Annotated in this window: 19 protein-coding genes; 12 read left to right on the forward strand and 7 right to left on the reverse strand. The window is 61.6% G+C overall.

What is annotated here, in order from left to right; translation table 11 throughout:
* A partial coding sequence (locus tag HX803_RS20605; RefSeq protein ID WP_178923046.1) for a PLP-dependent aminotransferase family protein occupies positions 1-1,080 on the reverse strand: 1,080 nt, incomplete at its 3' end.
* A gap of 133 nt (positions 1,081-1,213) precedes the next feature.
* On the opposite strand from HX803_RS20605, the gene HX803_RS20610 reads away from it, so the two are divergent.
* From HX803_RS20610 to HX803_RS20630, 5 genes are all read left to right on the forward strand, one after another.
* Positions 1,214-1,690 carry a carboxymuconolactone decarboxylase family protein gene (locus tag HX803_RS20610; protein ID WP_178923014.1) on the forward strand — a complete coding sequence of 159 codons (477 nt, stop codon included), beginning with the start codon at positions 1,214-1,216 and terminating at the stop codon, positions 1,688-1,690.
* Positions 1,683-2,123 (forward strand): GNAT family N-acetyltransferase, encoded by a 441-nt coding sequence (locus tag HX803_RS20615; protein WP_178923016.1) that lies wholly within the window; start codon positions 1,683-1,685, stop codon positions 2,121-2,123. The genes HX803_RS20610 and HX803_RS20615 overlap by 8 nt, the downstream gene beginning before the upstream one ends.
* Positions 2,120-2,713 (forward strand): FMN-dependent NADH-azoreductase, encoded by a 594-nt coding sequence (locus HX803_RS20620; protein ID WP_178923018.1) that lies wholly within the window; start codon positions 2,120-2,122, stop codon positions 2,711-2,713. Before HX803_RS20615 ends, HX803_RS20620 begins: the two co-directional genes overlap by 4 nt.
* Before the next feature lie 59 nt (positions 2,714-2,772).
* Positions 2,773-3,924 carry a MalY/PatB family protein gene (locus tag HX803_RS20625; protein ID WP_178923020.1) on the forward strand — a complete coding sequence of 384 codons (1,152 nt, stop codon included), beginning with the start codon at positions 2,773-2,775 and terminating at the stop codon, positions 3,922-3,924.
* 87 nt (positions 3,925-4,011) lie between these two features.
* Positions 4,012-7,359: a hypothetical protein gene (locus HX803_RS20630; protein ID WP_178923022.1), complete on the forward strand. Its 3,348-nt coding sequence runs from the start codon at positions 4,012-4,014 to the stop codon at positions 7,357-7,359.
* Between the two features lie 66 nt (positions 7,360-7,425).
* On the opposite strand, the gene HX803_RS20635 is transcribed toward HX803_RS20630, so the two are convergent.
* Both HX803_RS20635 and HX803_RS20640 read right to left on the reverse strand, forming a co-directional pair.
* Entirely contained in the window at positions 7,426-11,745 is a 4,320-nt protein-coding gene (locus HX803_RS20635) for a hypothetical protein (protein ID WP_256732894.1), read from the reverse strand.
* A 240-nt stretch (positions 11,746-11,985) separates the two neighbouring features.
* The gene (locus HX803_RS20640) at positions 11,986-12,201 is read right to left on the reverse strand and encodes a molybdopterin-binding protein (RefSeq protein ID WP_003173733.1); all 216 of its coding nucleotides are present in this window, start codon (positions 12,199-12,201) and stop codon (positions 11,986-11,988) included.
* A 332-nt stretch (positions 12,202-12,533) separates the two neighbouring features.
* Between HX803_RS20640 and HX803_RS20645 the strand changes: the two genes are divergently transcribed.
* Genes HX803_RS20645 through HX803_RS20655 form a run of 3 tightly spaced genes read left to right on the forward strand, consistent with a single transcriptional unit; the run spans position 12,534 to position 15,041 of the window.
* The gene (locus HX803_RS20645) at positions 12,534-13,490 is read left to right on the forward strand and encodes an aliphatic sulfonate ABC transporter substrate-binding protein (protein ID WP_178923024.1); all 957 of its coding nucleotides are present in this window, start codon (positions 12,534-12,536) and stop codon (positions 13,488-13,490) included.
* A gap of 10 nt (positions 13,491-13,500) precedes the next feature.
* Positions 13,501-14,328 (forward strand): ABC transporter permease, encoded by an 828-nt coding sequence (locus HX803_RS20650; protein WP_178923026.1) that lies wholly within the window; start codon positions 13,501-13,503, stop codon positions 14,326-14,328.
* Entirely contained in the window at positions 14,325-15,041 is a 717-nt protein-coding gene (locus HX803_RS20655) for an ABC transporter ATP-binding protein (protein ID WP_178923028.1), read from the forward strand. Before HX803_RS20650 ends, HX803_RS20655 begins: the two co-directional genes overlap by 4 nt.
* 84 nt (positions 15,042-15,125) lie before the next feature.
* On the opposite strand, the gene HX803_RS20660 is transcribed toward HX803_RS20655, so the two are convergent.
* The 4 genes from HX803_RS20660 to HX803_RS20675 form a co-directional block, all read right to left on the reverse strand.
* Complete coding sequence (locus tag HX803_RS20660; protein WP_178923030.1) at positions 15,126-16,052, reverse strand: FecR domain-containing protein; 927 nt, start codon at positions 16,050-16,052, stop codon at positions 15,126-15,128.
* Positions 16,049-16,567, reverse strand: a complete 519-nt coding sequence (locus HX803_RS20665) for a sigma-70 family RNA polymerase sigma factor (RefSeq protein ID WP_178923032.1) — start codon at positions 16,565-16,567, stop codon at positions 16,049-16,051. Before HX803_RS20665 ends, HX803_RS20660 begins: the two co-directional genes overlap by 4 nt.
* Positions 16,568-16,659: 92 nt before the next feature.
* The gene (locus HX803_RS20670) at positions 16,660-17,277 is read right to left on the reverse strand and encodes an LpxA family transferase (protein WP_178923034.1); all 618 of its coding nucleotides are present in this window, start codon (positions 17,275-17,277) and stop codon (positions 16,660-16,662) included.
* A gap of 42 nt (positions 17,278-17,319) precedes the next feature.
* Entirely contained in the window at positions 17,320-18,396 is a 1,077-nt protein-coding gene (locus HX803_RS20675; protein WP_178923036.1) for a sigma-54-dependent Fis family transcriptional regulator, read from the reverse strand.
* A gap of 390 nt (positions 18,397-18,786) precedes the next feature.
* Between HX803_RS20675 and HX803_RS20680 the strand changes: the two genes are divergently transcribed.
* The 4 genes from HX803_RS20680 to HX803_RS20695 are packed head-to-tail and all read left to right on the forward strand — an operon-like array spanning position 18,787 to position 23,874.
* A complete protein-coding gene (locus tag HX803_RS20680) occupies positions 18,787-19,854 on the forward strand; it encodes an ABC transporter substrate-binding protein (protein ID WP_178923038.1) in 1,068 nt (355 codons plus the stop codon).
* Between the two features lie 14 nt (positions 19,855-19,868).
* A complete protein-coding gene (locus tag HX803_RS20685; RefSeq protein ID WP_178923040.1) occupies positions 19,869-21,095 on the forward strand; it encodes a lipase family protein in 1,227 nt (408 codons plus the stop codon).
* 12 nt (positions 21,096-21,107) lie between these two features.
* Positions 21,108-22,313, forward strand: coding sequence for an LLM class flavin-dependent oxidoreductase (locus HX803_RS20690; RefSeq protein WP_178923042.1), 1,206 nt, complete (start codon positions 21,108-21,110; stop codon positions 22,311-22,313).
* 4 nt (positions 22,314-22,317) lie between these two features.
* Entirely contained in the window at positions 22,318-23,874 is a 1,557-nt protein-coding gene (locus HX803_RS20695; RefSeq protein WP_178923044.1) for an ABC transporter substrate-binding protein, read from the forward strand.
* Positions 23,875-23,934 lie beyond the last annotated feature (60 nt).

A 23,934-nucleotide genomic window follows, 5' to 3' on the forward strand; every position in this document is an offset into this window, starting at 1 on the left:
GCGCCGTTGCGCATACAACTGACGCATCTTCTTCAAATGCCGCGTGAAATGCCCCTGCTCCAGAAAGTCCGCCGCCGTCAGCTGCAGCAATTGCGCACTGCGCTGCTGCAACACCCGGGCGCTGCGTTCAAAGGGTTCGACCAACGCCACCGGCACCACCAGATACCCAAGGCGCAACCCCGGAAACAGCATCTTGCTGAAGCTGCCCGCGTAGATCACCCGGTCATCGGCATCCTGGCTCTTGAGCGCCGCCAGCGGCTGGCCGCGGTAGCGGAACTCACTGTCGTAGTCGTCCTCCACCACCCAACTGCCCTGCTCCCGCGCCCAGCTCAGCAAGGCCTGACGGCGCGCCGGACTCAGCGCCACGCCCAGGGGGCTCTGATGCGCCGGTGTGACAATCGCCAGCCGCGCCTGACGCTCACGCCGCAGACCCTGCTCAACATCCAGCCCGTCTTGATCCACGGGCACCGGCACCAGCGCTACGCCTTTGTGCTGGAGCAACTGTCGCGCATGCAGATACCCCGGGTCTTCGAACCAGCAACGCTGCCCCGCCATCTCCAGTACATCGCACAACAAGGCCAGGCCGCCCGAATACCCCGCGCACACGAACACCTGGGACGGCGCGCACTCCACGCCGCGGTACAGCGCCAGGTAGCTGGCGATGGCCACGCGCAGGGCCTGCACGCCACACACATCGCCCATGGCCAAACTGTCGGCGTCGGTGCGCCGCACTTGCTGGGTGACCAGCCGCGCCCAGAGTTTGCGCGGGAAGGCATCCAGTGCCGGCAGGCCCATTTGCAGGGGGCGCGGGCCGGAGGTGACAGGTGCCGACGCCGGCACGCTTTTCAATGCCACCTGCGCCAGCGATTCGGCAACCACCGTGCCGGCCTGCCCACGGGCTTCGAAAAACCCTTCGCTGACCAGCAACTGGTACGCCGTTTCCACCGTGCCCCGCGCCACCTTGAGTTCCTGGGCCAATGCGCGCACCGACGGCACGCGCTCGCCAGGGCGCAGTTGGCCCTGGTCGATGGCCAGGCGAAAACGCCGGTAGATTTCCTGGTACTTGGGCAGTGACGACATCGCAATCGGGCTCGGCGGTAAGACAAGGCGAAGTCTGATCATGTCCCAACCCACTTGTCCAATCATGCCCCTGTCGAGCACCGCACCGGCCACCGAAAATGGCGCATCCCCTGACGAACATAAGGATCGCACCATGAAACACCGCCTCGATTACGCCCTGGCCGCCCCTGCCGGCTACAAAGCCCTGGGTTCGGTACACAGCTATGTCCACGGCTGCGGCCTGGAAAAAGAACTGATCGACCTGGTGTACCTGCGCGTCTCGCAGCTCAACGGCTGTGCCTACTGCCTGGACGCCCACTCCCGCGACTTGCTCAAGCTGGGCGTGAGCCTGGAAAAAATCATGCTGCTGGCGGCCTGGCGCGAAGGCTTGCCGCTGTTCACACCGCGTGAACAGGCCGCCTTGGCCTGGGCCGAAACCGTCACCCACGTGGCACAGACCCAGATTCCCGATGCCGACTACGCCGAGGCCACGGCAGTGTTCAGCGAGAAGGAAATCGCCGACCTGACCCTGGCGATTGCCCTGATGAACGCCCTGAACCGCGTCGCCATCAGCTTTCGCAAAGTGCCGGCGGCGATCAAGGCGCACCTGGAGAACCTGAACGATGAATGAGCACGTCAAATTCACCCCCATGGAAACCGAAGCCGACTGCCTCGCCAGCTTTGCCGTGATGCAGCAGCTGCGCCCGCACCTCACGGATGCGCCAGGGTTTGCCCGGCAAATCCAACGCCAGCGGGAGAACGGCTATCGCCTGCTGGCCGCCTGCGAGAACGGCAAGGTCATCGGCCTGATCGGCTACCGGCACACCGAGAACACCCTGTATGGCCGCTTCATCTATGTGGATGACCTGGTGGTAGACGCCGCGCTGCAACGCCGGCGCCTGGGGGAACAACTGCTCGAGCGCGTGCGCGAGGAAACCCGCGCCCTGGGTTATCGCTACCTGGTCCTGGACACCGGCCTGCACATGGCCCTGGCCCAGCGTTTCTACTTCCGCCAGGGCTTGTTGCCCAAGGGCCTGCATTTTTCCCAGGACCTGAACCAATGACCCGCGCCCTGCTCCTCAGTTTCAGCCCCCACGGCAAGGCCGCGCACACCTTCAAGCTGGCTCGCGCCTTTTTAAGCGACTTGGTGCCCGGGGCTGAGGTCATCGAGCGCGACTACGGCGGCCAAGCGCTGCCACCGCTGACCCGCGAGTACGCCAATGCACTGACCAGCACGGGCGGGCTGAGTGGAAACGCCACGGCCTTGTCGGAGCAGTTGATCGTTGAACTGGAGGCCTGCGACCTGCTGATCATTTGCACCCCAGTGCACAATTTCACCGTGCCGGCCGCGCTCAAGGCCTGGGTCGACCATGTGGTGCGCATCCAGCGCAGTTTCACGGTCAACGAACAGTTTGAAAAAGTCGGCCTGCTGGACGACCGGCGCACCTTTGTGCTGGTCAGTTCCGGCAATTCGCGCAAGGGCCATGAACCGGACTTTCTCACGCCCTACATGACCGCCATCCTCGCGACGGTAGGCATCCGCAGCGTGGAGTTCGTTTACCTGGGCGCCATGGTGCGGGGTGAAGATGCGGTCAAACGGGCCGTCGAGCAGGCCCATCGGCAACTGTCGGAGGCAATCAGCACTGGCCTATAAAATTAATGGCGCTAGAATCGGCGCCATTCTTTGCCCGCCTCCCTGACACGAGCCCCTCCATGAGCTTTGATTTCGACACGATCCACCCTCGCCTCGGCACCGGCAGTACCAAGTGGAACCGTTACCCGCAAGACGTTTTGCCGATGTGGATCGCCGACATGGACATCGCCGCGCCACCCGCCATTCTGCAGGCACTGCACGCGCGCCTCGACCAGCAAGTGCTGGGCTACAGCGTGGCCGGCCCGGATGTGCGCGACGCCATCGTCGCGGACCTGTGGGCCAAGTACGCCTGGCGCGTGTTGCCCGAGGAGCTGTTGTTCCTGCCCGGGGTGGAGCCCGGTTTCAACATGGCCCTGCATGCCTTTGTGCAACCGGGCCAGCCCGTGGTGCTGCAAACCCCCAACTACCGTCCGATCCGCCTGGCGCCCGGTCACTGGAACCTGCCGCGCATCGAAGTGCCGTTCGAGTTGATCGACGGCGAATACCACACCCCGCTGCCCGCAATGCGCGAAGCACTCAAGGGCGCCGGCGCGCTGCTGCTGAGCAACCCGCACAACCCCATGGGCAAGGTTTTCCCCCGCGAAGAGCTGCAAGCCGTGGCCGATGCGTGCCTGGAAAACGGCGCACTGATCATCAGTGACGAAATCCACGCCGAGCTGTGCTTCGACGGCCGTCGCCACATTCCTACCGCCAGCCTCAGCCCAGAGATCGCCCAGCGCACCATTACCCTGATGTCGGCGAGCAAGGCCTACAACGTGGCCGGCCTGAAGACCTGCTTTGCCGTGGTGCAGAACGCTGAAATTCGCGAGCGCTTCAACAACGCACGCTGTGGCATGGTCGACAGCGTCAGCCCCCTGGGCCTGGAAGCCACCCGCGCCGCCTACAGCCAGTGCGGCGAATGGCTGGACGCGCTGGTGCAGTACCTGCAAGCCAATCGTGATTACCTGTTGAACGCCGTGCAGACCCGTTTGCCGGGCGTGGTGATGCACGCGCCACAAGGTACTTACCTCGCCTGGCTCGATTGCAGCGCCCTGGGCCTGGACGACCCGCAGCAGTTCTTCCTCGAACAAGGCAAAGTCGGCTTGAGCGCCGGTATCGAGTTCGGTGATGACAGCCAACAATTCGTGCGCCTGAACTTCGGCTGCCCACGGGCGATGCTTGAAGAAGGCCTTAAACGCATGGAGCAGGCGCTGCGCCACCGCCAGGCCTAATTCACAACTTTTCGCAACGAGTGCCCAACCCCTGCTGTTACTGTTTTTACCGCTACGTCCCACCGGTAACAGTAGGAGTTCCATGGCATGACGACACAGCCTCTCGATCGCGCGTCCGACCCCAAAGCCCTTCCCCGCACGCCGCCCAAATCCGGCGCGGCGTTCCATGTGCTGCTCAAGAACAGCGCCAACAAGAAGGTCGAGGCCCAGGACAAGACGCCGTCGGGGCTCGATGCCAGCAAGCAGCAAGGCTATGAGCTGGCCGCCAAGGACGCCACGCCACCGCCGGCCCTCGCCGACTACAAGGCCATCGGCCCACCCGACGAAGTCGGGCCCGGGCTGATCCGCTATGAAACCCAGGATGGCAAGAAAGTCATCGTCAGCGAGCACGACAGCCCGGAACTGTTCAAGCAGGTCAGCGAAGACTTCAAGGCGCTCTCCGGCGTGGTCGCCAGCCAGAATGCCGGCTATCAAAGCCTGGGCGGCGATGCCACGGCCCCGGAAAAACTCGCCGACTACAAATCCCTCGGCCCACCGGATGAAACCGGCCCGGGCGTGATCCGCTACGAGACCCAGGACGGCAGCAAGTTCGTCGTCAGCCAGCGCGACAACCCCGAAGCGTTCCAGAAAGCCAAGAACGACTACGAAAGTTTCATGGGCCTCTCCAGCAGCGAAGATGCCGGCTACAAGCGCGCCAGCGACAACGAAGTGTGGCCGCCCTACGCCGGCACCACCGTTGGCCCCGAAGACGAAGTGGGCCCGGGCCTGATCCGCTTTGAAAGCAACGGCCAGAAAATGGTCGTGGCTCGCGACGACAACCCCAAGCTGTTCGACTACCTGGCGGGCCTGCACGAGGTCTACACCCACCCGGACAAAAAAGCCGTGGTCGAAGGCGAACTCAACAACGGCGCGGTGCTCGCCGATGCCAACACCCCGGTTCCAGGGCTGAACGACTACAAGACCTTCAGCTGGAACAACGACCAGAAAGACAGCATCCTCACCTACGAACTGCACGACGGTACCAAGGTGGTGGTGTCGTCCGACGTCAGCCCCGAGCTGTTCAAGAGCGTCGCGACTGCCCATGACACCTGGGACAAGATCCACACCAGCGAAGACGCTGGCTACAAGTTGGCCGGGCCGAACGACTTCCTGAAAAACACCGACATCACCTTCGGCTCCCCGGATGAACTGGGTGACGGCCTGATCCGCTATGAAACCAGCGAAGGCAAGGTCATCGTGTCCAAGGAGCTCAGCCCGCAGCTCTACGACGACGTCAAGGCCAAGTGGGACGCCTTCAGCGCCGGCGCGGTGGACGACACCCGCAGCAAGCACAACCTGCCCAAGGCCGGCGACCTCGATGTGCTGAACATGGACACCGGCGTGCACGCCGATGAAAAGGACGACAAGTCGCCGACCCTCAGCGTGAGCGAACTGGCCACTACCCAGTTGATCGACACCTACCGCGCCGGCGTCAAGGACGGCTCGATTCCCAAGGACGACCCACGGGCCAAGCTGGTCCGCGCCCTGGAAGCCCAGGCCGCCTACCAGAACGGCCATGGCATCACCGGCTATGAAGAAGCGCGGCGCCCGTTCAACACCACGTGGCGCGAGTTCGATGACAAGCAGACCGAGCTGACCTCGGCCGACATGCACGACATCATCGATGGCAAGGCCGTGCAGCAACAGATCGGCGAGCTGTTCAAAGACCCGACGGTGCAGGCCGACTACAAGGCGAAGATGGACGACGCCATCAACAAGCTGCCGAACAAGGACGAGATCAAGCAGAAGCTGCTGGACCTCACCGCCAACCCGGACTACGTGCTGTACCTCAAGGACCTGCAAGACCAGGGCAAGACCTCCGAGGCGCAAAAGGACCTCAGCGACACCCTCACCTCGCTGTCGCTGTTCGACCCCGAAGCCGCGAGCAAGGCCGCACAGAACATCCAGGCCGACGGCTTGACCACCGACCTCAACGCGATCCTCTCGGACCCGAGCAAGATCTCCGACGAGAACAAGGAACTGGCGACCAAGGACCTGTTCGGCCTGCTCAAGGGCGTGCTCAAGGGCACCCTGCTCGACCTGCCGCGCCGCTCCCAGGAAACCCTGGAGAAATTCCTCAACGAAGGCCTGCAAGGCAAGGAGAAATCCGCCGCCGTCACCAAGGCCCTGGAAGAACTCGGCGAGGTGTACAAGAACAACGGTGCGATCAGCGAAGCCGACCTCAAGACCGCCCTGAGCAAACCCTATATCCCGGTGGCCGATCGCGGCATGCTCGGCGAGGTGTTCCACACCCTCAACAGCAAGGGCATCCTCGGCTCCCTCGGCGCCGGTGTGACGATGTTCTCGGCGATTTACCAACTGGTGGGCAAAGGCGGCAAGCTGGGTGAGACCCCGGCCCAGCGCATGACCATCGCCAAGGACTTCCTCAGCTTTGCCGGCGGCTCCAGCCACTTTGTGCGCCTGGGCGACAAGATCGGCGAAACCCTGGGCAAAGGCGGCTTGGTGGACTTCCTCGGACTGGACAAGACCCTGCCGGAAATCTGGGGCAAGAACGGCCTGCAGGAGCCGAACTTCGAATTCCGCACCAGCGAGCTGCCCACCGAGGTCAAGAACAAGATCGCCACCGCCCTGGATGCCGTGCCCGACAGCCAGTACGACGGCATCTCCAAGCTGTTCGGCGAAGGCGACAAGGCCGTCACCGAAGCCACCGAAGGCCTGGCCACCCACCTGGATGACGGCCTGGCCGCCGCGGGCGCGGCCAAGCTGGGCGCGTCCAAGTCAGCCAAGATTGCCGGCTCCGTGATCAAGGTGCTCGGCCCGGCCACCGACATCGCCGGGGGGTTTGCCGATATCGTGTTGGGCGCCTTGGCGATCAAAAGCGGTGTCGACAGCAAAGACCCATTGGCCCAGGCGGCCGGCGGCCTGCAAGTGGCGGGCGGTGCATTCGGCGCCTCGGCCGGGGTACTGGGTGCCGCCGCACTGTTTGGCGCAGGCACGGCGGCGGCGCTGACCGGGCCGTTGTTCCTGGTGGGTGTGGTACTGGCGGTGGTGGGTGGGATCATCGGCTACTTTGTCGATCACAACAAAAAGCAGAAGGCCACCGAGAAAGAAAACGACTGGTACCGCGACCTGGCCGGCGACGGCCTGCTGCAGGACAACTGGGCCGACAAGGTCGAGTACGCCCACTACGAAATCCACCACTACGGCGGCCGCGACGCGCCGACCGACGACAGTATCTTTCGCTTCCAGCAATCGGAATGGGAACACTTCGACGAAACGCCGCAAAAAGGTGGCTCGTCGAGCAACCGGCTGGACGGGGGCTTGCACAAGCACTACGAAGACCCGAACACGCCGCCCAAGCAACTGCCGTCGGACGCTCCGCCGGAGAAACCGCAACCTCACCCACCGGGGGGCAGCGGCGCAAAAATCATCTGACCGGCCTGCACATGGCCATTGACTGGCTGGCACCTTGGCGAGGTGGCCAGCCAGCTGATGGGGCTATCAGGCCGCTGACAGCGACTCAGGCTTAGACGTATCAGCCTGGATTTTAAGGCTGTTCACCTGCAGCGTTCGGTCCGCGGAGCCGTCTCGACGCGGTGCGTTGATCACCATCATCACCCCGTCGTTGGTGATGAACACAGGTCGGGCCTTATTGTCCTTTGCATCACTGGAGAACGCCCTCGTAAAAAGCAGCGTTCGGCTGTTCCCCGGCGTGCCGTCACTCACATCAACCGACAAATCACCCGTACTCGACACGCGCCATCCGGAGATCTGTGCCGCGCTGTAGTCGAGTTTGACGACACTGCTGGCCGGGTCGTCGATCACCACCTTCCTGTACCCTTTGTTCACGATGTAGGTGTTGTGCCCGCCTTCTCCCGTAATGTGGGCACCGCCCTGCACACGCACAACGTTCGCGCCTTTGCCGGTGAACACCACATCCTTTTCACCGTTGAGGGTGAACAGGTTGTTCTCATCATTGCCCTGGATAAAGCTTTCCCCGCCCTCGACCGTACTCACGCTGGAAAACGATTGAAAATACGCGATTTTCTTCACCCCCTCCGTATTCGAATCCTCGGTTTTGACCGAGATCGTATTCGTCTTGAAGTTAATCACGTGGCCTGCGTATCGAGCGGTTTTATCCTGCCCGTCTTCCTTGTACGACGTTGTCAATGCACCGGAAAATGCCAGGGTATTACGACCACCGTGACCATCGAGTGATGTTTGCCTTGGGCTGGTGCCGTCCTTGGCGGTCGTCGAACCCACTTGCTCGGCCTGCGACAACGTCTGACGGGCATCGGCGTTAAACACCACCGTATCGTCGGCGTCCCCGCCGTTAATGCTCTTTTTGCCGCCGCCCATCAAAAAGTAATTGGGCTTGGACTTGATACCCGTCACCCAATCATCGCCACCACCCAGATCCCACAGCGTGGTCTTGTGCTCTCCGGGTACACCCTCTACGGCAATGACAGACTTGCCGTTCCATGAGTTGAACGTACCTGAAATATGGTCATTCCCGCCCGCGGCTTCAACCTTAGTGACTTGGCCCGGCACACTGATCTGGTGCAGCAACCAGGTAATGGGCGAATACCAGAGCGCCGGCGTCAGCGGGACCGTACCCGGCACCTGCTTGGCCTCGACATCTGTTGAGCCGATCACCACCCGCTCAAACTGTTCTTTGCCCGGGCCGTCCAGAAACGCTTGGTAGCGGGCCCTGTTCTGCTGCTCGTATTCGGTGCTGTATTTCTTTTCCAGATAGGGCTTCATCACATCGAATCCTGGCTCAAAACCCAGGAATGATTTAACGCCGGTGACGAATTTCTGCCCTCCCGTCAGCGGTGTGTATTTCTCAATGTCTTCTACGGTACGCACAGCCGTGTAAATCATCTGCGCAGTCATCAAGACCCCCGCCACAATCAGCCCCGCCGGCCCTGCAGCACTGGTGCCCGCAAGAAACGCAGTGCCCAGCACGATCGATGTCGTCGCGCTGGCAATCGAAAATGCACCGTTGACGTAATGGTCTTGAGCCTGTTTCCCGGTGCTTTCACCTGCATCTTTAAAGGATTTGACGGCCTGGTAGATGTCAAAGGGAACACTGATGACCAGGCCGGCCCCACCCCCGACTTTTCCTATCATCTTGCCGACGCTGGACGCTTTGAAGCCAAGTACCGAAGGCCCCATCTTGCTGGCGGTATGTTGCGCCACCTTGTTCAGGCCAGCTTCGACCCCCATCCCGACATAATCGGATGCCACCGCCCCAAGGCCGATGACACCCTCTGTTGTATCGCCTTTCTGAAGGCTCTCGATAGAACTGCGCAACCCTTGATACGTGCTGAAAGCCCGAAATCCAAGCCCGGCGGCATTCGTTTTTGCCCCGGGCTTGCCAGTCGCTGGCGGGGAAAAAAAATCGGAGGGCATTGGTTTCCCGCTACGCACCAGATCACGTACTGCCGCGGATCGCTGTGATGTTTCAGCGACAAACTTCTGAAGCGTGTCAGGAACGAGCCCGCCATCGCTGCGAGTCATCAAAGGAGCGTCAGTGGGACTGCGATTGGCCGCCAGTTCGCTGACAATGTTTGCCATGCGTTCAGCGTCTTCAGGCGGCGCCGATTGCAGGTACGCCAGGAGGCGGGTGTAGTCGATCTGCACCTTACCGGTTGTATGTCCCTGCGAATCAGGGACCATTGCACCTACTACCGGCTTGCCGCCAACCTGTACCCCCATTTGGTAAAGCTCGGCGCGACTGACGTCCATCTCGCCAACGCGGATTGGCGGTTGGCTGGCGTCCTGGGCTTGCAGGCGCTTGAGTTCAGCGTCGCCCTCTCTGGAGAATGTATTGCGTCCTTGGGGCGCGGCGGGCGCTGACTTATCCGTGCTTGGCAACAACAGGTTTTCGACCGCGTTTCGGGTATTGCTGTGCAAACGCACCCCATAGAGACGCGCGGTATAGGCGCCCTCTACCACTTGGCGTGGATTGGCGTGCGAACTGACCGGCGCGCCATCCACCAACTTCAGAAACCCGCCGGAATCACCGTTGTAATGACCCAGCATGCCGAGCTTTCCGAGCAGCAACGCCGCTTGTTTTGCGGTGATTGGAGCGTCGCCGTTGCGTTGAGCCTGGCGACCCACTTGATCCGCGACAGTGCCGCCTTTGGCCGCAGGAGGGTTGAAGAAATCATCACCGACAATCAAAACAGGAGGACGCCTCATAAACAACTGCGTTTGCGGTCGACTACCGGGTTTGGCAATGATGACATTGATGGTCGAACCCAGTGACTTCACCACACCTGGATCACTTTGCTGAAGCTTGAGCAACGCGGCTGTTATTGCGTCGGTCACGTGCTGTGACTGGTCAGGCCCCATACTGAGATCGCGAGCCATATTGAACTCGATGCCCTGAATAACAGCGCTCTCAGATTGCTTGTATTTCCCCAGTTTATCGATAACCAGATGAGCCCGCTTTTGTTCCATACGCTCAAAGGCATAGGGGTAGTCAGCCGGCCCGCGCGCCTCATTGATTGCAGCGATCAACTTCTGCTCCAGTTCGATCATACGAGGCGAAAGCGCGCTGCCTGGATGATGGCGCATAAAACGCCTTACAGCGGCCACCGCCTCTATCGCTTTATGAAACTGCGACATCCCCTTGGAGCTATGCACGTGTTTCAACTCATACGAAACTCTGTTGTAGTCGGTCATCTCGGCAGAAGATGGCCCTGCTCCCTGAAACGTCAGATGTTCCGCCGTTGGAACATGTGAAACATTGATAATGTTGAGAGTATCCAGCCCACTGAGAGGAGCGTTGTACATAAATCTTATATCGTTTGACGCGCCAGAAAGTGCTGGCAGGTGATCAGGATTAAATACACTTATTTTGTACAGAGGTTTTCCGCCACTCTGAAATTCTGTCTCCAAAGAACCCTTCAGCGCGGGGTGTTCAAATATATTTTTCAGTCCTTTTTTAAAGCTTTCTTTGGAAGAGAACATAGTAAAACCAAAGTTCGGATCGAAGAAGTAGTAGGCGTGCTGTCCTTGGGGATTGACAATGACACCTGCTGTCACACGGTGACCACCAGTGCTGATCAAGAGTGTCTTGGTGGTGAGCGAGTTGATCAGTTCCGAGGCGATGGCGGCAGGAGGCACAAACTTCGTGGTCTTCGGATCATGCGCAACATCGGGATCTGTAACGACCGCGTGTACTTGAGCCAGTTTCTTGAAAAACGCCTGGGACTCAGGCGCATCCGGATCCGCAAGCGCCTGATAGATGTTACCCAGAAAGATATGCTCTTTTCCCTCGGCTATCGCCAGCGACATTAAGTGCGATATTCCTGCACATTGCCCTGGGGACAACTGGTTGATGACCCGCAGATAGAATCCCTGGGACATCGGCGTTACTTTTACACCCTCACCCGTCATTATTTTCGTAAACAGATTGACATCTTCAAGTCTTTCGTTACCCAGTCGTTTTTCAATCATAAACTTCAAAGCACCCATCTGCTCCGGAGTGAACGACGGGGCCAGGCTCAGCCGCATAAGCTGAATATTGCTCATGTCCTTGAAATAACCCGGCAACACGACAGCAAAAGGGTTGTTGTAACCGTTCATGAACGACTCATAGTTGAGCCCCGACTTAGCCTGGCTGACCTTGCTGATAAAATTCGCAGGCACGTCGTGATCCGGTATAACAACAGGGGGCGGAGTGGCCGGCAGGTCGGCAGTATTAGGAAGTTGCCTGCGCGTACGCTTATGGGTGGCGTCACCCGCGTGTTCATTGGGGGAAAAAATGGGAATATGACGCGAGCCGGTTGCCGAGGAGTTTAGGTGCATAAGTGTCCGAACTATAGATATATAACCTTGCCCTCCCTGCAACATGATTCCCTGGCCTGAACATACAAAATGGCAAAGGGCGTCAATGTAAGAATTATCTGAACAATGCTATTTACAACGTGCCCAATAAGTTCCCAGTTAATTTATTATCAAGCATTGCGCTTGTGAGCATGATGCAGAAGGTAATAACTTTGGATAAGAACAGCGGGAAACCGGCTGGCCGGCTCCCTGTTCAGATACCTACAACTTGGCGATGGACACTTCAGTGGACTTCACAAAGGCAATCACCTCACTGCCCACCTTCAATTCCAGGTCACGCACCGAGCGGGTGGTGATCACCGAGGTCACGATCCCGGACGCGGTCTGCACGTCGATCTCAGACACCACCTCCCCCAGCAGGATTTCCTTGATCACGCCCTTGAACTGGTTGCGCACGTTGATCGCTTTGATGGTCATGTCGGCTTTCCTTTTGGCTGTTGGGTCAATCCGCACGAATGCGCAGGCCCTCAAAATGCGCCAACGCTGAAGACATTAAAAGGAATATATAACTCTTTATTTATTCTTAATGGATATATAAGCACTGTTCGCCTATCAACAGTGGATCAACACTCTGCCCTGTTCCATCACAGTACGTTCAGCGTAAAACCCCGCAAATGCGCCTCCGCGCGAGCTGGCACAGAGACTGCATATTCCTATAAAGCATGATGGAACATGCCGTTTCAGTTTTCTGAATATAAGAAAAGCCTTCTCTCAACGCCTTGTTCGCTTATGTAGCCCGGAGCTGTTCCATGACCCTCTTCACCACACGTTTACTCGGCGCGTGCGCCCTCGCCCTGTGCCTTCAACCCCAGGCATTTGCCGCAGAAACCGACCCGGCCCAAGTCAACCTGGATTACGCCTACTACTCGCCCGTGAGCCTGGTGCTCAAGCATTTCGGCTGGCTGGAGCAGGCACTGCCGCAGACCAAAGTCGGCTGGGTACTGAGCCAGGGCAGCAACCGTTCCCTGGAGTACCTCAACAGCGGTGGCGTGGACTTCGCCTCGTCGGCCAGCCTGTCGGCGGTGTTGAGCCGCGCCAATGGCAGCCCGATCAAATCGGTGTACGTCTACAGCCGCGCCGAATGGACCGCGCTGGTGGTACGCAAGGACTCGCCACTCAAAAGCGTCAACGACCTCAAGGGCAAGAAAATCGCCGCCACCAAGGGCACCGATCCGTACCTGTTCACCCTGCGCAGCCTGCAAAAAGCCGGGCTGAAAAAGGACGACGTGGAACTGGTGCACCTGCAACACCCGGACGGCCGTACCGCGCTGGAGAAAGGTGACGTGGACGCCTGGGCCGGCCTCGATCCGCACATGGCCGCCAGCGAAATCCAGGCCGGTTCGCGCCTGCTGTACCGCAACAAGGACTTCAACAGCTACGGCGTGGTCAGCGTCACCGAGAAGTACGCCAAGGAGCACCCGCAGACCATCACCAAAGTGCTCGGTGCCTACGAAAAAGCCCGCGACTGGGCGGTGAAGCACCCGGATGAGTTCGCCAAATTGCTCGCCGACGAGTCCGGCCTGCCGCTGGAAGTGGCCAAGCTGCAGTTGTCGCGTACCGACCTGAGCACGCCCTTCCTGAGCAACAAGGATGTGGTGGCGTCCAAGGCCGCCGCGCCGATCCTGGTGTCCGAAGAATTGGTGCGCAAAGGCGTGAATGTGGACCAGGTGATCGACCAGTTGATCGACACCTCGTTCGGCCATTAAGGAGCGCGTGATGACAGGCAAAACCCAAGCACTGCCGCTTGCCGCGCCGGTGGTGATTAACCGCAGTGCGTGGCCGCGCCGCCTCAAGGGCCTGGTGTTGCCGGCATTGATCCTGCTGGTGCTGGAGGTGGTGGTGCGTGTGGGTTGGCTGCCGTCGTACCAGATGCCGGCGCCCAGTGAGGTCGCCACGACACTCACTGACCTCGCCGAAGGTGCGTTGTGGAAACACATCAGCGCCAGTCTGTTACGGGTGTTGCTGGGCTTTGTCATCGGCGCAGGGTTGGCCCTGGTGTTTGCCGCCTGGGTCGGCCTGAGTCGCGAGGCCGAAGCCTACCTGGAACCGACCTTCGCCGGGCTGCGCTCGATCCCGAGCCTGGCCTGGGTGCCGTTGTTGCTGCTGTGGCTGGGCATCGATGAAACCTCGAAGATCGTGCTGATCGCGATTGGCGCGTTTTTCCCGGTGTACCTCAACGGCGTGGCGGCGATCCGCGACATCGATCGCAAGCTGGTGGAGGTCGGGCAGATGTACGGTTTCAGCAGACGCCGGCTGGTACGGCGGATCCTGCTGCCGGCCGCCCTGCCCGGCCTGTTTACCGGGTTGCGCAGCGGCTTGAGCCTGGCGTGGATGTTCCTGGTGGCCGCCGAGTTGATCGCGGCCACCAAGGGCCTTGGGTATTTGCTCAGTGACGGGCGGGAAACCTCACGGCCAGACATCGTCCTGGCAGCCATCATCGTGTTGGCGGTACTCGGCAAGATCACCGACGGCCTGTTGGCCGCGCTGGAAAAACGCTGCCTGGCCTGGCGCGACACCTTCAATGGCCAAGGAGCAGAGCAATGAGCAGCCAGCCGTTGTTGCAGATCCATGTTCAACGCAAAAGCTTCGCCACCACCACCGTGCTCAAGGATGTGCGCCTGGCCTTGCAACCGCGTGAGGCCGTCAGCCTGCTAGGCCCCAGTGGCTGCGGAAAAAGCACACTGTTGCGGATCGTGGCCGGGTTGGAGCAGGACTATCAGGGAGAACTGCACAGCCCCGAGGGCGAGGTCGCGTTTGTGTTCCAGGAACCCCGGCTGATGCCTTGGCTCACGGTGGAACAGAACATCGGCTTCAGCGACGACGACCGTTACGACAAAGCCTGGGTCACCCAACTGATCGAGGAAGTCGGCCTCACGGGCTTCGCCCAGGCGCTGCCCAAGGCGTTGTCCGGTGGCATGGCGCAACGGGTAGCCATTGCGCGCGGCCTGTATTCACGCCCGCAGGTGTTACTGCTGGATGAGCCGTTCAGTGCGGTGGATGCGTTTACCCGCATGAAGCTGCAGGACTTGCTGCTGCAACTGGCGGCGCACCATGCCATCGCGTTGTTGCTGGTGACCCATGATGTGGATGAGGCGCTGTATTTGAGTGATCGGGTGCTGGTGATGGACAACCGACCGAGCAGCATTCGTCAGGAACTGGCGGTGGACCTGCCACATCCGAGGGATCGGCGCGACCCGTTGCTGGCCCAGCTCAAGGCATTGTCCCTGACCGAGCTGCAACGTGCCCACGTCATCTGACCCACCCCTGTAGGAGCCCGGCTTGCCGGCGATGGGGCCCTTGAGGACACCATCGCCGGCAAACCGGACTCCTACGAGGTTGTGTCAGGCCAGGGATTTGCGGGGGGTCAGGGTGACCCAGTAGCGGGTACGTGCGTGCACTTCCAGGCCGAGGGTAGAGGCCAATAAAGTGAGAATGCGATCCGTGTCATCCAGGCGAAAGCTGCCCGTCACCCGCAGCGTTTCCAGGCTTGGGTCCCAGCGCAACACGCCCGGGCGATAACGCTCCAACTCGCGCAGGAAGTCACCCAGCGTCTGGTTCTGCGCCGTCAGCACACCGTCACGCCAGCCCAGTTGCGACAGGTCAAACGGTGCCCACGCGCCCAGTCCGCCGGCATTCAGCGACGCCTGCTGCCCCGCCTGCAACGTTGCCAATTGCCCATTCAAGTCGCGCACCTGCACGGAACCCTTGAGCACTGACACCCGGCAACCCGCAGCCAGTTGCCGCACGCAAATGTCGGCCTCCCTCACCTCCAACTCGCCGTAGCGCGTGCGCAGCGTCATCGCTGTTGGGCCCGGCACGGTCAGCGCCAGTTCACCGTCCACCAGGGTGATACGGCGCTGCGCCAAATCCACATCCACCGCCGTCGCGGTATTGAGCTGCAAGCTGGCCCCATCCGCCAATGGCAGGCGCTTGCGCTCGCCGGTGGCGGTATGCAGGTCGGCACGCCAGGTCTCGATGGGCAATTGGCGGCTGATCAACCAGGCTGTCGGCACCAGTGCCGCCAGGCCCAGCGCACGCTTGAGCACGGCGCGACGCCCAGGTTGCGGGCGGTCGAGGCTGGCCATCGCCAGCGCCGGGGGCAAGTCGTTGAAACGCTGGCGCAAGGACTGGGCTTTCTGCCAGGTCTGTTCGTGCTGGGGGTGGCTGTCGCGCCATTGCTGCAAGTTGGCGTGATCGCCTTCGGTGGCTGCGCCGGATTCCAGCAGTGCCAGCCATTGCGCAGCGGCGCGGGCGACGTCGCGGCTCACAGGTCCACCAGCAAACAATGCTCGTAGGCCTGGGCCATGTAGCGTTTTACCGTGCGTTCGGACACCCCCAGCCGCTCGGCAATCTCGCGATAGCCCAGGCCTTCCAGTTGGCTCCACAGGAACGCACGGCGCACCAGAGTCGGCAAGCCGTCGAGCAATTCGTCCAGAGCTTGCAGTGTTTCCAGCACCAGCCAGCGTTGTTCCGGCGACGGCACGCAGGCATCAGGAAGGCTCGCCAGGGCGTTCAGGTAAGCCTGTTCGAGACTGCGCCGTTGATGAAAATTCACCAGCAAACGCTTGCCGACTGTCACCAGGTACGCCCGGGGCTCCTGCATCTGCGCGACCGGTTGAGCACTGGCCAGCACCCGCAGGAACGTATCCTGGCTCAGGTCCGCTGCATCCCAGGCGTTGCCCAGGCGGCGGCGCAACCAGCTTTCCAGCCAACTGCGATGGTCGCGGTACAGGCTCGACAGCGTGTGTTCCGGGGCGTGGGTCGAGGCAACAGCATCATTCATGGCAACAGACCTGCGCGGCGCGAGTGAGTCTCAAATGAGATTCATTCTATTTAATAACGCGCCGGCACACCATGCCCTTTTCAACATTGCGTTTAGGCAGACACCTCTGCATCGAACACTTGCCCGCGTCCCACCACACGTTCAGGCGCCAGCACGGCACCGGGCGCCAACACCGCATTGGCGCCGATGCGGCATTGATCACCGAGCAACGCGCCAAACTTGTCGCAACCGGTACGCTGCAAGTGCCCGTCGACGCGCACCAGCACTTCCTTGTCTGCGCGCTCATTGCGGTAGTTGGCAACGATGCTCCCGGCTTCCAGGTTGATGCCATGGCCCAGCACCGAATCGCCGACAAAGTTGAAATGCGCCAGCTTGCTGCCACGGAAGACAAAGGAGGTTTTCAGTTCGGCGCCAGGGCCGATGATGCACTGCGCGTCCAGCCAGCAGCCGCCACGCAACAACGAGCCACTGGCGATAAAGCACTCGGCGCCGATGATCAACGGTCCCTTGAGCAAGGCACCCGGCTCCACGATGGCCGTGCGGTGAACCGCCACGTCGCCGTCGATGTGGTAGTCGTCAGCGGGCAACTCGGCGAGCAGTTGGCGAACGATCACCGGTGCCTGGATGACCAGCGCCCAGGGCGCAAGGTCTGCCCACGGCGCCAGCGCAGAGGTGGAAAAATCGGCAATAAAGTCACTCAGTCGGATCAACGTTGAACCCTCCAGTGGTGAGAGAAGTTCGAAAACCTAGCATTACTGGCCGTCGAGTAATACCGGCTTGCCCAGCTCGCCGATTTTTTCCAGGCGGGCGCGCACGATGTTGCGGCTGATATTGAGCAGGCGCCCCGTCTGCAATTGGTTGCCGTGGCAGTAGCGATAGGCCGCGCGAAAGATCGTCTCTTCGATGTGCTCGTACAGGTCCGGGATGTTCTGTTCGAACAACGCATTCAATGCGCCTTCCAAGTCCACCGGGCCGCTCAACGCCAGCGGGGCATGACTGGCCTCCTCCTGGCGAATGCCCGAAGAACGCATGTCCACCAGGTGCAAATCCGCTGGCTGCACCCACTGGTTACGGCACACCAACAGTGCGTGGTGGATCGCGTTTTCCAGCTCGCGAATATTGCCCGGCCAACTGTGTTCGAGCATCTTGCGCTCGGCCTCGATACTCAGACTCGCGCGGTTGTAACCCAGGCGCTGGCAGTGTTCCTCCAAGAAGAATTCAGCCAGGGGCAGGATGTCCCCTGGGCGTTCGCGCAAAGGTGGCAGGCGGATGGTTGCGACGTGCAAACGGTAGAACAAGTCCTCGCGAAAATGCCCCGCTACCACGGCGTCGGCCAGGTTGACGTTGGTCGCGGCCACCAGCCGTACATTGATCGGAATCGGCGTGCGCGAACCCAGGCGTACCACTTCACGCTCCTGCAACACGCGCAGTAACTTGACCTGCATGTTCAGGGGCAAATCGCCGATTTCATCGAGAAACAAGGTGCCGCCATTCGCCGCTTCGAACCAACCGGCCTTGTGGGTGGTAGCGCCAGTGAAGGCGCCCTTTTCATGGCCGAACAGTTCACTTTCCACCAGGGTTTCGGCGAAGGCGCCACAGTTGACCGCCACAAACGGTTCGCGTCCGCGACGGCTCAGGGTGTGGATGTGCCGCGCCACCAATTCCTTGCCGGTGCCGGTCTCGCCGATGATCAAGGTGTTGGCTTCGCTGGGGGCCAGGCGCTCAATGCGCGCCAGCAATTCCTGGGAGCGCGGGTCCTTGAAGACCAGCACGGTGGCACGCACCGACTTGGTCAATTCACGGGCATTGGGATGGGTGATCAGCGACATGGTGCATTCCTGGCAGTAAAAGCGCGTGCTCAATAGTGCATGAACTTTTCTAGACCATTTAATTATAAATTAATATTTATATATTCCCTGATCGAATATACCAACAACCCAACACCCCGCTGCTGCTGGAGCAGCAATCAGCCAGCACTTGCGTGTTTGCTCACCAGCAACACGGGTGGGGCGGCCCCCTGTCCGAATCGCTGAAACCCTTGCCCTACGCGGGCTAGAGCGGTTGTGACAGCGCCTGGCATGCAATCTGCTCTCTCCCTCCCAACACGATTCCCCCTGTAGGAGCCGGCTTGCCGGCGATGAGGCCCTTAGGCCTTGCAGCCTCATCGCCGGCAAGCCGGCTCCTACAGGGGATCGCTCATTCAGGTAGGGAGAACACCCATGAAAAACGTTTGGCGCAAGAGCATCGCGGTGCTGTTCGGGGTGCTGGCATTCAGCGCAGTCCACGCAGACCCGGCCTCAGTAAAAATCGCCATCGTCGCCTACACCCAAGGTGGCAAACCGGTGTTCGGCGGCATCGCCGGGCGGGTGATCGAGGACGGTTGGCTGGAGGCGCAACTGCGTGAACGCGGGGTGAAGCTCGAATGGATCGCCCTGCCCCACGCCGGCGCCGGCCCGCAGATCAACGAAGGCTTCAGCAACAACAGCCTGGACTTCGCCGTACGCGGTGACTTGCCGTCTGTGATCGCCGGTGCCGGCGGCGTGCCGGGCAAGTTGATCGTGCCCGGTGGCAGCGGCAACAACATCTACCTGGTGGTGCCCGAAGGCTCCAGCGCCAAGACCATCGAAGACCTCAAGGGCAAACGCCTGGCGCTGCACCGTGGCCGGCCGTGGGAGTTCGCGTTCAGCAACTTCCTGGCGAGCAAAGGCCTGACCCTCGACGACTTCAAGATCGCCAACCTCAACCCGCAGGTTGGCGCCGCTGCCGTGTCGGCAGGCAAGGTCGATGCCGCCGTGCTGCTCAGCGAGGCTTATGCCCTGGAAGACAAGGGCGTGGGCAAGATCATCTGGTCGACCAAGCAAGGCAGCAACGACTGGCGCCTGGTCTCTGACCTGTGGGGCACCGAGGCCTTCGTGAAGCAGTACCCGGACATCACTCAGTTGCTCGCCACCGCCTGGGTCAAGGCGGCGTGGTGGATTTCCCAGCCGCAGAACCAGGACGCCTATTACCAACTGTCTTCCCGCGCCGGCACCGCCGAAAGCGTGCTGCGCCGCGACGATCAAAACGACCCGGTGGCCTGGAAGGAACGCTGGGCACCGAAAAGCGATGCGCAGCTCAAGGCCCACTACCAGGCGCTCACCGCCTATGCCCTGGCCAACCACCTGATTCGCGACACCTACGACATCGGCCCGTCACTGGCCACCGGCTTTACCCATCAGGCGCTGATCGACCTGAAACTCACCGACTACTGGCCGGCCCTGCGTGGCCAGGTCAGCACCCATCCGTAATAGGGAATTCGATAATGAAACTGCCGCACTCCTTTGCCTTCGGCCTCAGCATCCTGGCCTTGTCCATGGGCGTCTTCGCCGCCGACGCCTACGCGCCAAAACCCGACCCGCTGCAGGGCGACGGCCGTGTCTCGGCGTTCTACACCTGGGACAAAGCCATCCCGGCCACCCCCGGCAAACTGCTGCGCAGCGAGCCGCTGGACAAGACCATCAGCCTGGCCAACGCCGCCAGTGCCCAGCGCATTCTGTACACCTCCACCAACGGCATCGATAACAAGACCCCGGTCGTGGTCTCCGGCGCGCTGTTCCTGCCCAAGGGCACGCCGCCCAAAGGTGGCTGGCCGGTGGTGAGCTGGGGCCACGGCACCGTAGGCGTGGCCGACGTGTGCGCCCCGTCGTGGCAAGGCCGTTCGTACCGCGATGTGGAATACCTCAACCGCTGGCTGGCCGAAGGCTTCGCCATTGTTGCCACCGACTACCAGGGCCTCGGCGTTCCCGGCGGCCACCCGCTGCTGAACAGCCGCATGGCCGCCTACGGCATTCTCGACGCCGCCAAAGCGGTGGTCGCCGGCGTACCGGGCCTGGCAGACAAAGTGCTGATCGTCGGCCAGTCCCAAGGTGGTGCCGGTGCGTTTGCCGCTGCCGCTTACGCGGCCACCTATGCACCCGACCTGGGCGTGAAAGGCAGCGTCGGCACCGGCGTGATCTACACCCTCGACTACGCCAAGAACCCCAGCGAAGAAGTGCGCAACAAGGTCGACCCGACCCTGGCCTACGGCTTCTACACCTTGCTCGCCGCCCAGCAGTACGACCCGAGCATCAACCCGGCCGACTTTTACACCGACAAAGCCCTGCCGATCTTCGAACAGGCCCGCACCAGTTGCCTGTTTGCCCTGGAAGGCGACGTGGAAGGCCTCGGCCTGAGCATTGCCAATACCAAGAAAGACTACAAAGGCAAACAGCTCGCGCCGTGGCTCGCGCAGGTGTCGTACCCCACCCTGAAAACCTCCAAGCCGATCTTCATCGGCACCGGCGCCGAAGACACCACCCCTGCCGCCGCCACCCAGACCAAGCTGATGCAGGACGCCTGCAACGCCGGTTCCGTGGTCGAGGGCCACCTGTACAAAGGCCTGGGCCACAGCGCCACGGTCAATGCCTCGCTCAGGGATTCGATCCCGTTCGCCCACAAGGTCATCAACGACCAGCCGATCACCCCGATCTGCGCCCCGACCGCCCAGTAAGCAGGAGGCTTCATGAGCATCGAATTCTTCACCCGCCTGCCCTTGCACGGCGAAACCCAGTTTTTGCCCGGCGACCCGCGCAACCGGGGCGACTGGCATCGCGGCGGCGCCAACAGCACCGGCGCCGTCTCGGGGTTCAGCGTGGGCGACCACTTCACCTATATCGACTACCTGGGCCAGATTGCCAAGGCGGCGGAAATCAATAAATTTGGCGGCGCATTGATGGTCAACGCGCCCACCGGCGAAGAACCCTGGACGGTCTGCTCGCTGCTCGCCCGCGAGACCCGCACCTTGCAATTCGTGACCGCCTTCCAGCCCTACCACTACACCCCGTGGGTGGCGGTGCAACAGGCCGCCACTTACCAGCGCGCCACTGGCAACCGTCTGGTGTGGAACATCATCAATGGCGGTTCGGACGTGATCCAGCGCCAGGTCGGCGACTACAGCGATCACGATGAACGCTACGAGCGCGCCACCGAGTTCATGGACGTGGTCAAGGGTTATTGGCACAACGAAACCTTCCACTACGACGGCAAGTTCTACAAAGCCGACGGCGGTGGCCTGCGCGGGCCGCTGAAGAAGGCGCAACTGCCGCTGATCTGCACAGCGGGCTCTTCGGTGGCGGCACGAGAGTTTGCCGCCAAGCACGCCGACTTCTACCTGATGCGCGCCGAGCACCCGAACGAAATCGCCGCGTTGATCGCCGACCTGCGCCAGCGCGCATTGAAATGGGGGCGCACCGACATTCGCTTTGGCCTGTCGATTGATGTGATCACCCGCGAGACCGAAGAGCTGGCGCGTACCGAAGCCAAGCGCTTCTTCGACGAAGGCATCGCCCGTGGCGCGGTCAAGGCAGTGGCCGCCCACGCCGGGCTGCGCACTGCGCGCAAACTCAGCTACGAACATGGCTTTGCCGAGAAGAACGAAACCCAGGGTTTTGATGATTTCTTCATCCACCCCAACGTGTGGACCGGTTTCGGCTACATCGGCATCCCACCGGGCTGTGCGCTGGTGGGCAGCTATGAAAACGTGGTGGCGCGGATCCGCGAGTACAACAGCATCGGCATCGACCTGTTTTTCCTCGCCGGCTACCCGCACCTCGAAGAAGCCTATCGCCTCGGCGAGCACATCCTGCCGCACTTTCGCAGCGAGCGCGCCGAGCTGAGCCGCAGCACCGAGCCGCTGCGCGAGCTGCACTCAGCCAACGGCGGAGCCTGATGCCATGACCTTACTGCTGAGCCGCCGAGACTTTCTCGGCTACAGCGCAACCGTCGGCGGCGGCCTGCTGCTGGCCGGTTGCGGCCCAAGTGACGCGCCTACCGCCACCGCCGGCAACAACCAGCCGCGCTATGGCGGGCGCCTGCGCCTGGGCATTCTCGACGGCAACCAGAGCGGCAACCTGGATGCGCACAAGCCGGTGGGCAGCGGTATCGTTCGCGGCTTTGCGCTGTACAGCAAGCTGTGGGAATGGGACGAGCAGATGCAACCGCGCCTTGCCCTGGCCGAATTCGCCGAGCCGAATGCCGACGCCAGTGCCTGGACCTTGCGTCTGCGCCCGGGCCTGGAGTTCCACAACGGCAAGACCATCGACGCCGACGACCTAATCTTCTCGATTCGCCGCCTCACCGACCCGCAACTGGCGTCACCGTATGCCGCGCTGCTGCACTGGGTCGACCGCGACAACCTGGTCAAGCTCGACAACCGCACCGTGCGCCTGGGCTTTCGCGAGGGGCGCAGCTACATGCCGCTGGCAGAAACCTGGGTCAACTTTGGCGGCATCGTGCCGGTGGACTACCACCCGGTGACCAACCCCGTAGGCGCCGGCCCCTACAAGCTCAAGAGTTTCACCCCGGGGCAACGCTCGCTGTTCACCCGCTTCGAGAACTACTACAAAGACGGCAAGCCCTACGCCGATGAGCTGGAGATCATCGACTTCAAGGACCAGGTCGCACGCCTCGCCGCCTTGCGCGCCGGGCAGATCGACATGGCCAATGTGATGCCCACCGAGCAACTGCCGATCCTGCAAAAGGACCCGCGCCTGCAGGTGATCAAGTCGGTGACCGGCAATTGGCTGTCCTTCGACATGAACCTGGACAAGCCGCCGTTCAACGACCCACGGGTGCGTGAAGCGTTTCGCCTGCTGGCCGACCGCGATGAGCTGGTACGCCGTGCCCTCAACGGCCAGGGCCGCGTGGCCAACGACCTGTATGCGCCCAGCGACCCCACCTTCAACCACAGCCTGGGTCCGCGCCCCCATGACCCGCAACGCGCCGCGCAATTGCTCAAGGAAGCCGGCCAGGAAAACCTCGAAGTCGAGTTGGTCACCACGCCGGGGCCGGGTTTGAGTTCGGCGCTGGTGCTGGCCGAGCAGGCCAAGCGCATTGGCGTGACCCTCAAGGTCAAGCAAGTGGACCTCGCCACCTTCCAGGGCCCGCTGAAGAACGACTGGACCCTGAGCACTGGCGGCAGCATTGGTGCGCCGTTTTTGGCCAGCGCGATTCATACCGATGCGCCGTTTGCGGTGTCGAACAAGACCCACTTCAACGACCCGCAATTCAGCGAGCTGTTCCTCGCCGCCATGGCCCAGCCCGACCTGGAGAAACGCAAGGCCCTGGTGCATCAGGTGCAGCAGATCCAATACGAGCGCGGCGGCATGTTGATCTGGGGCTACGCCGACCTGCTCGACAGCGTGTCCACACGCGTCGGCGGTGCCAGTGCCGAAGCGTCGCTGTTCAGCACCTGGCGCTTCGAGAAGCTCTGGCTCAAAGACACCGCCTGATCCCCCACGTTCTGTAGGAGCCCGGCTTGCCGGCGATGGCGTCCTTGAATCCGGCGCAAC

It is taken from the genome of Pseudomonas sp. P7548, assembly GCF_013386585.1.
Lineage (GTDB): Bacteria > Pseudomonadota > Gammaproteobacteria > Pseudomonadales > Pseudomonadaceae > Aquipseudomonas.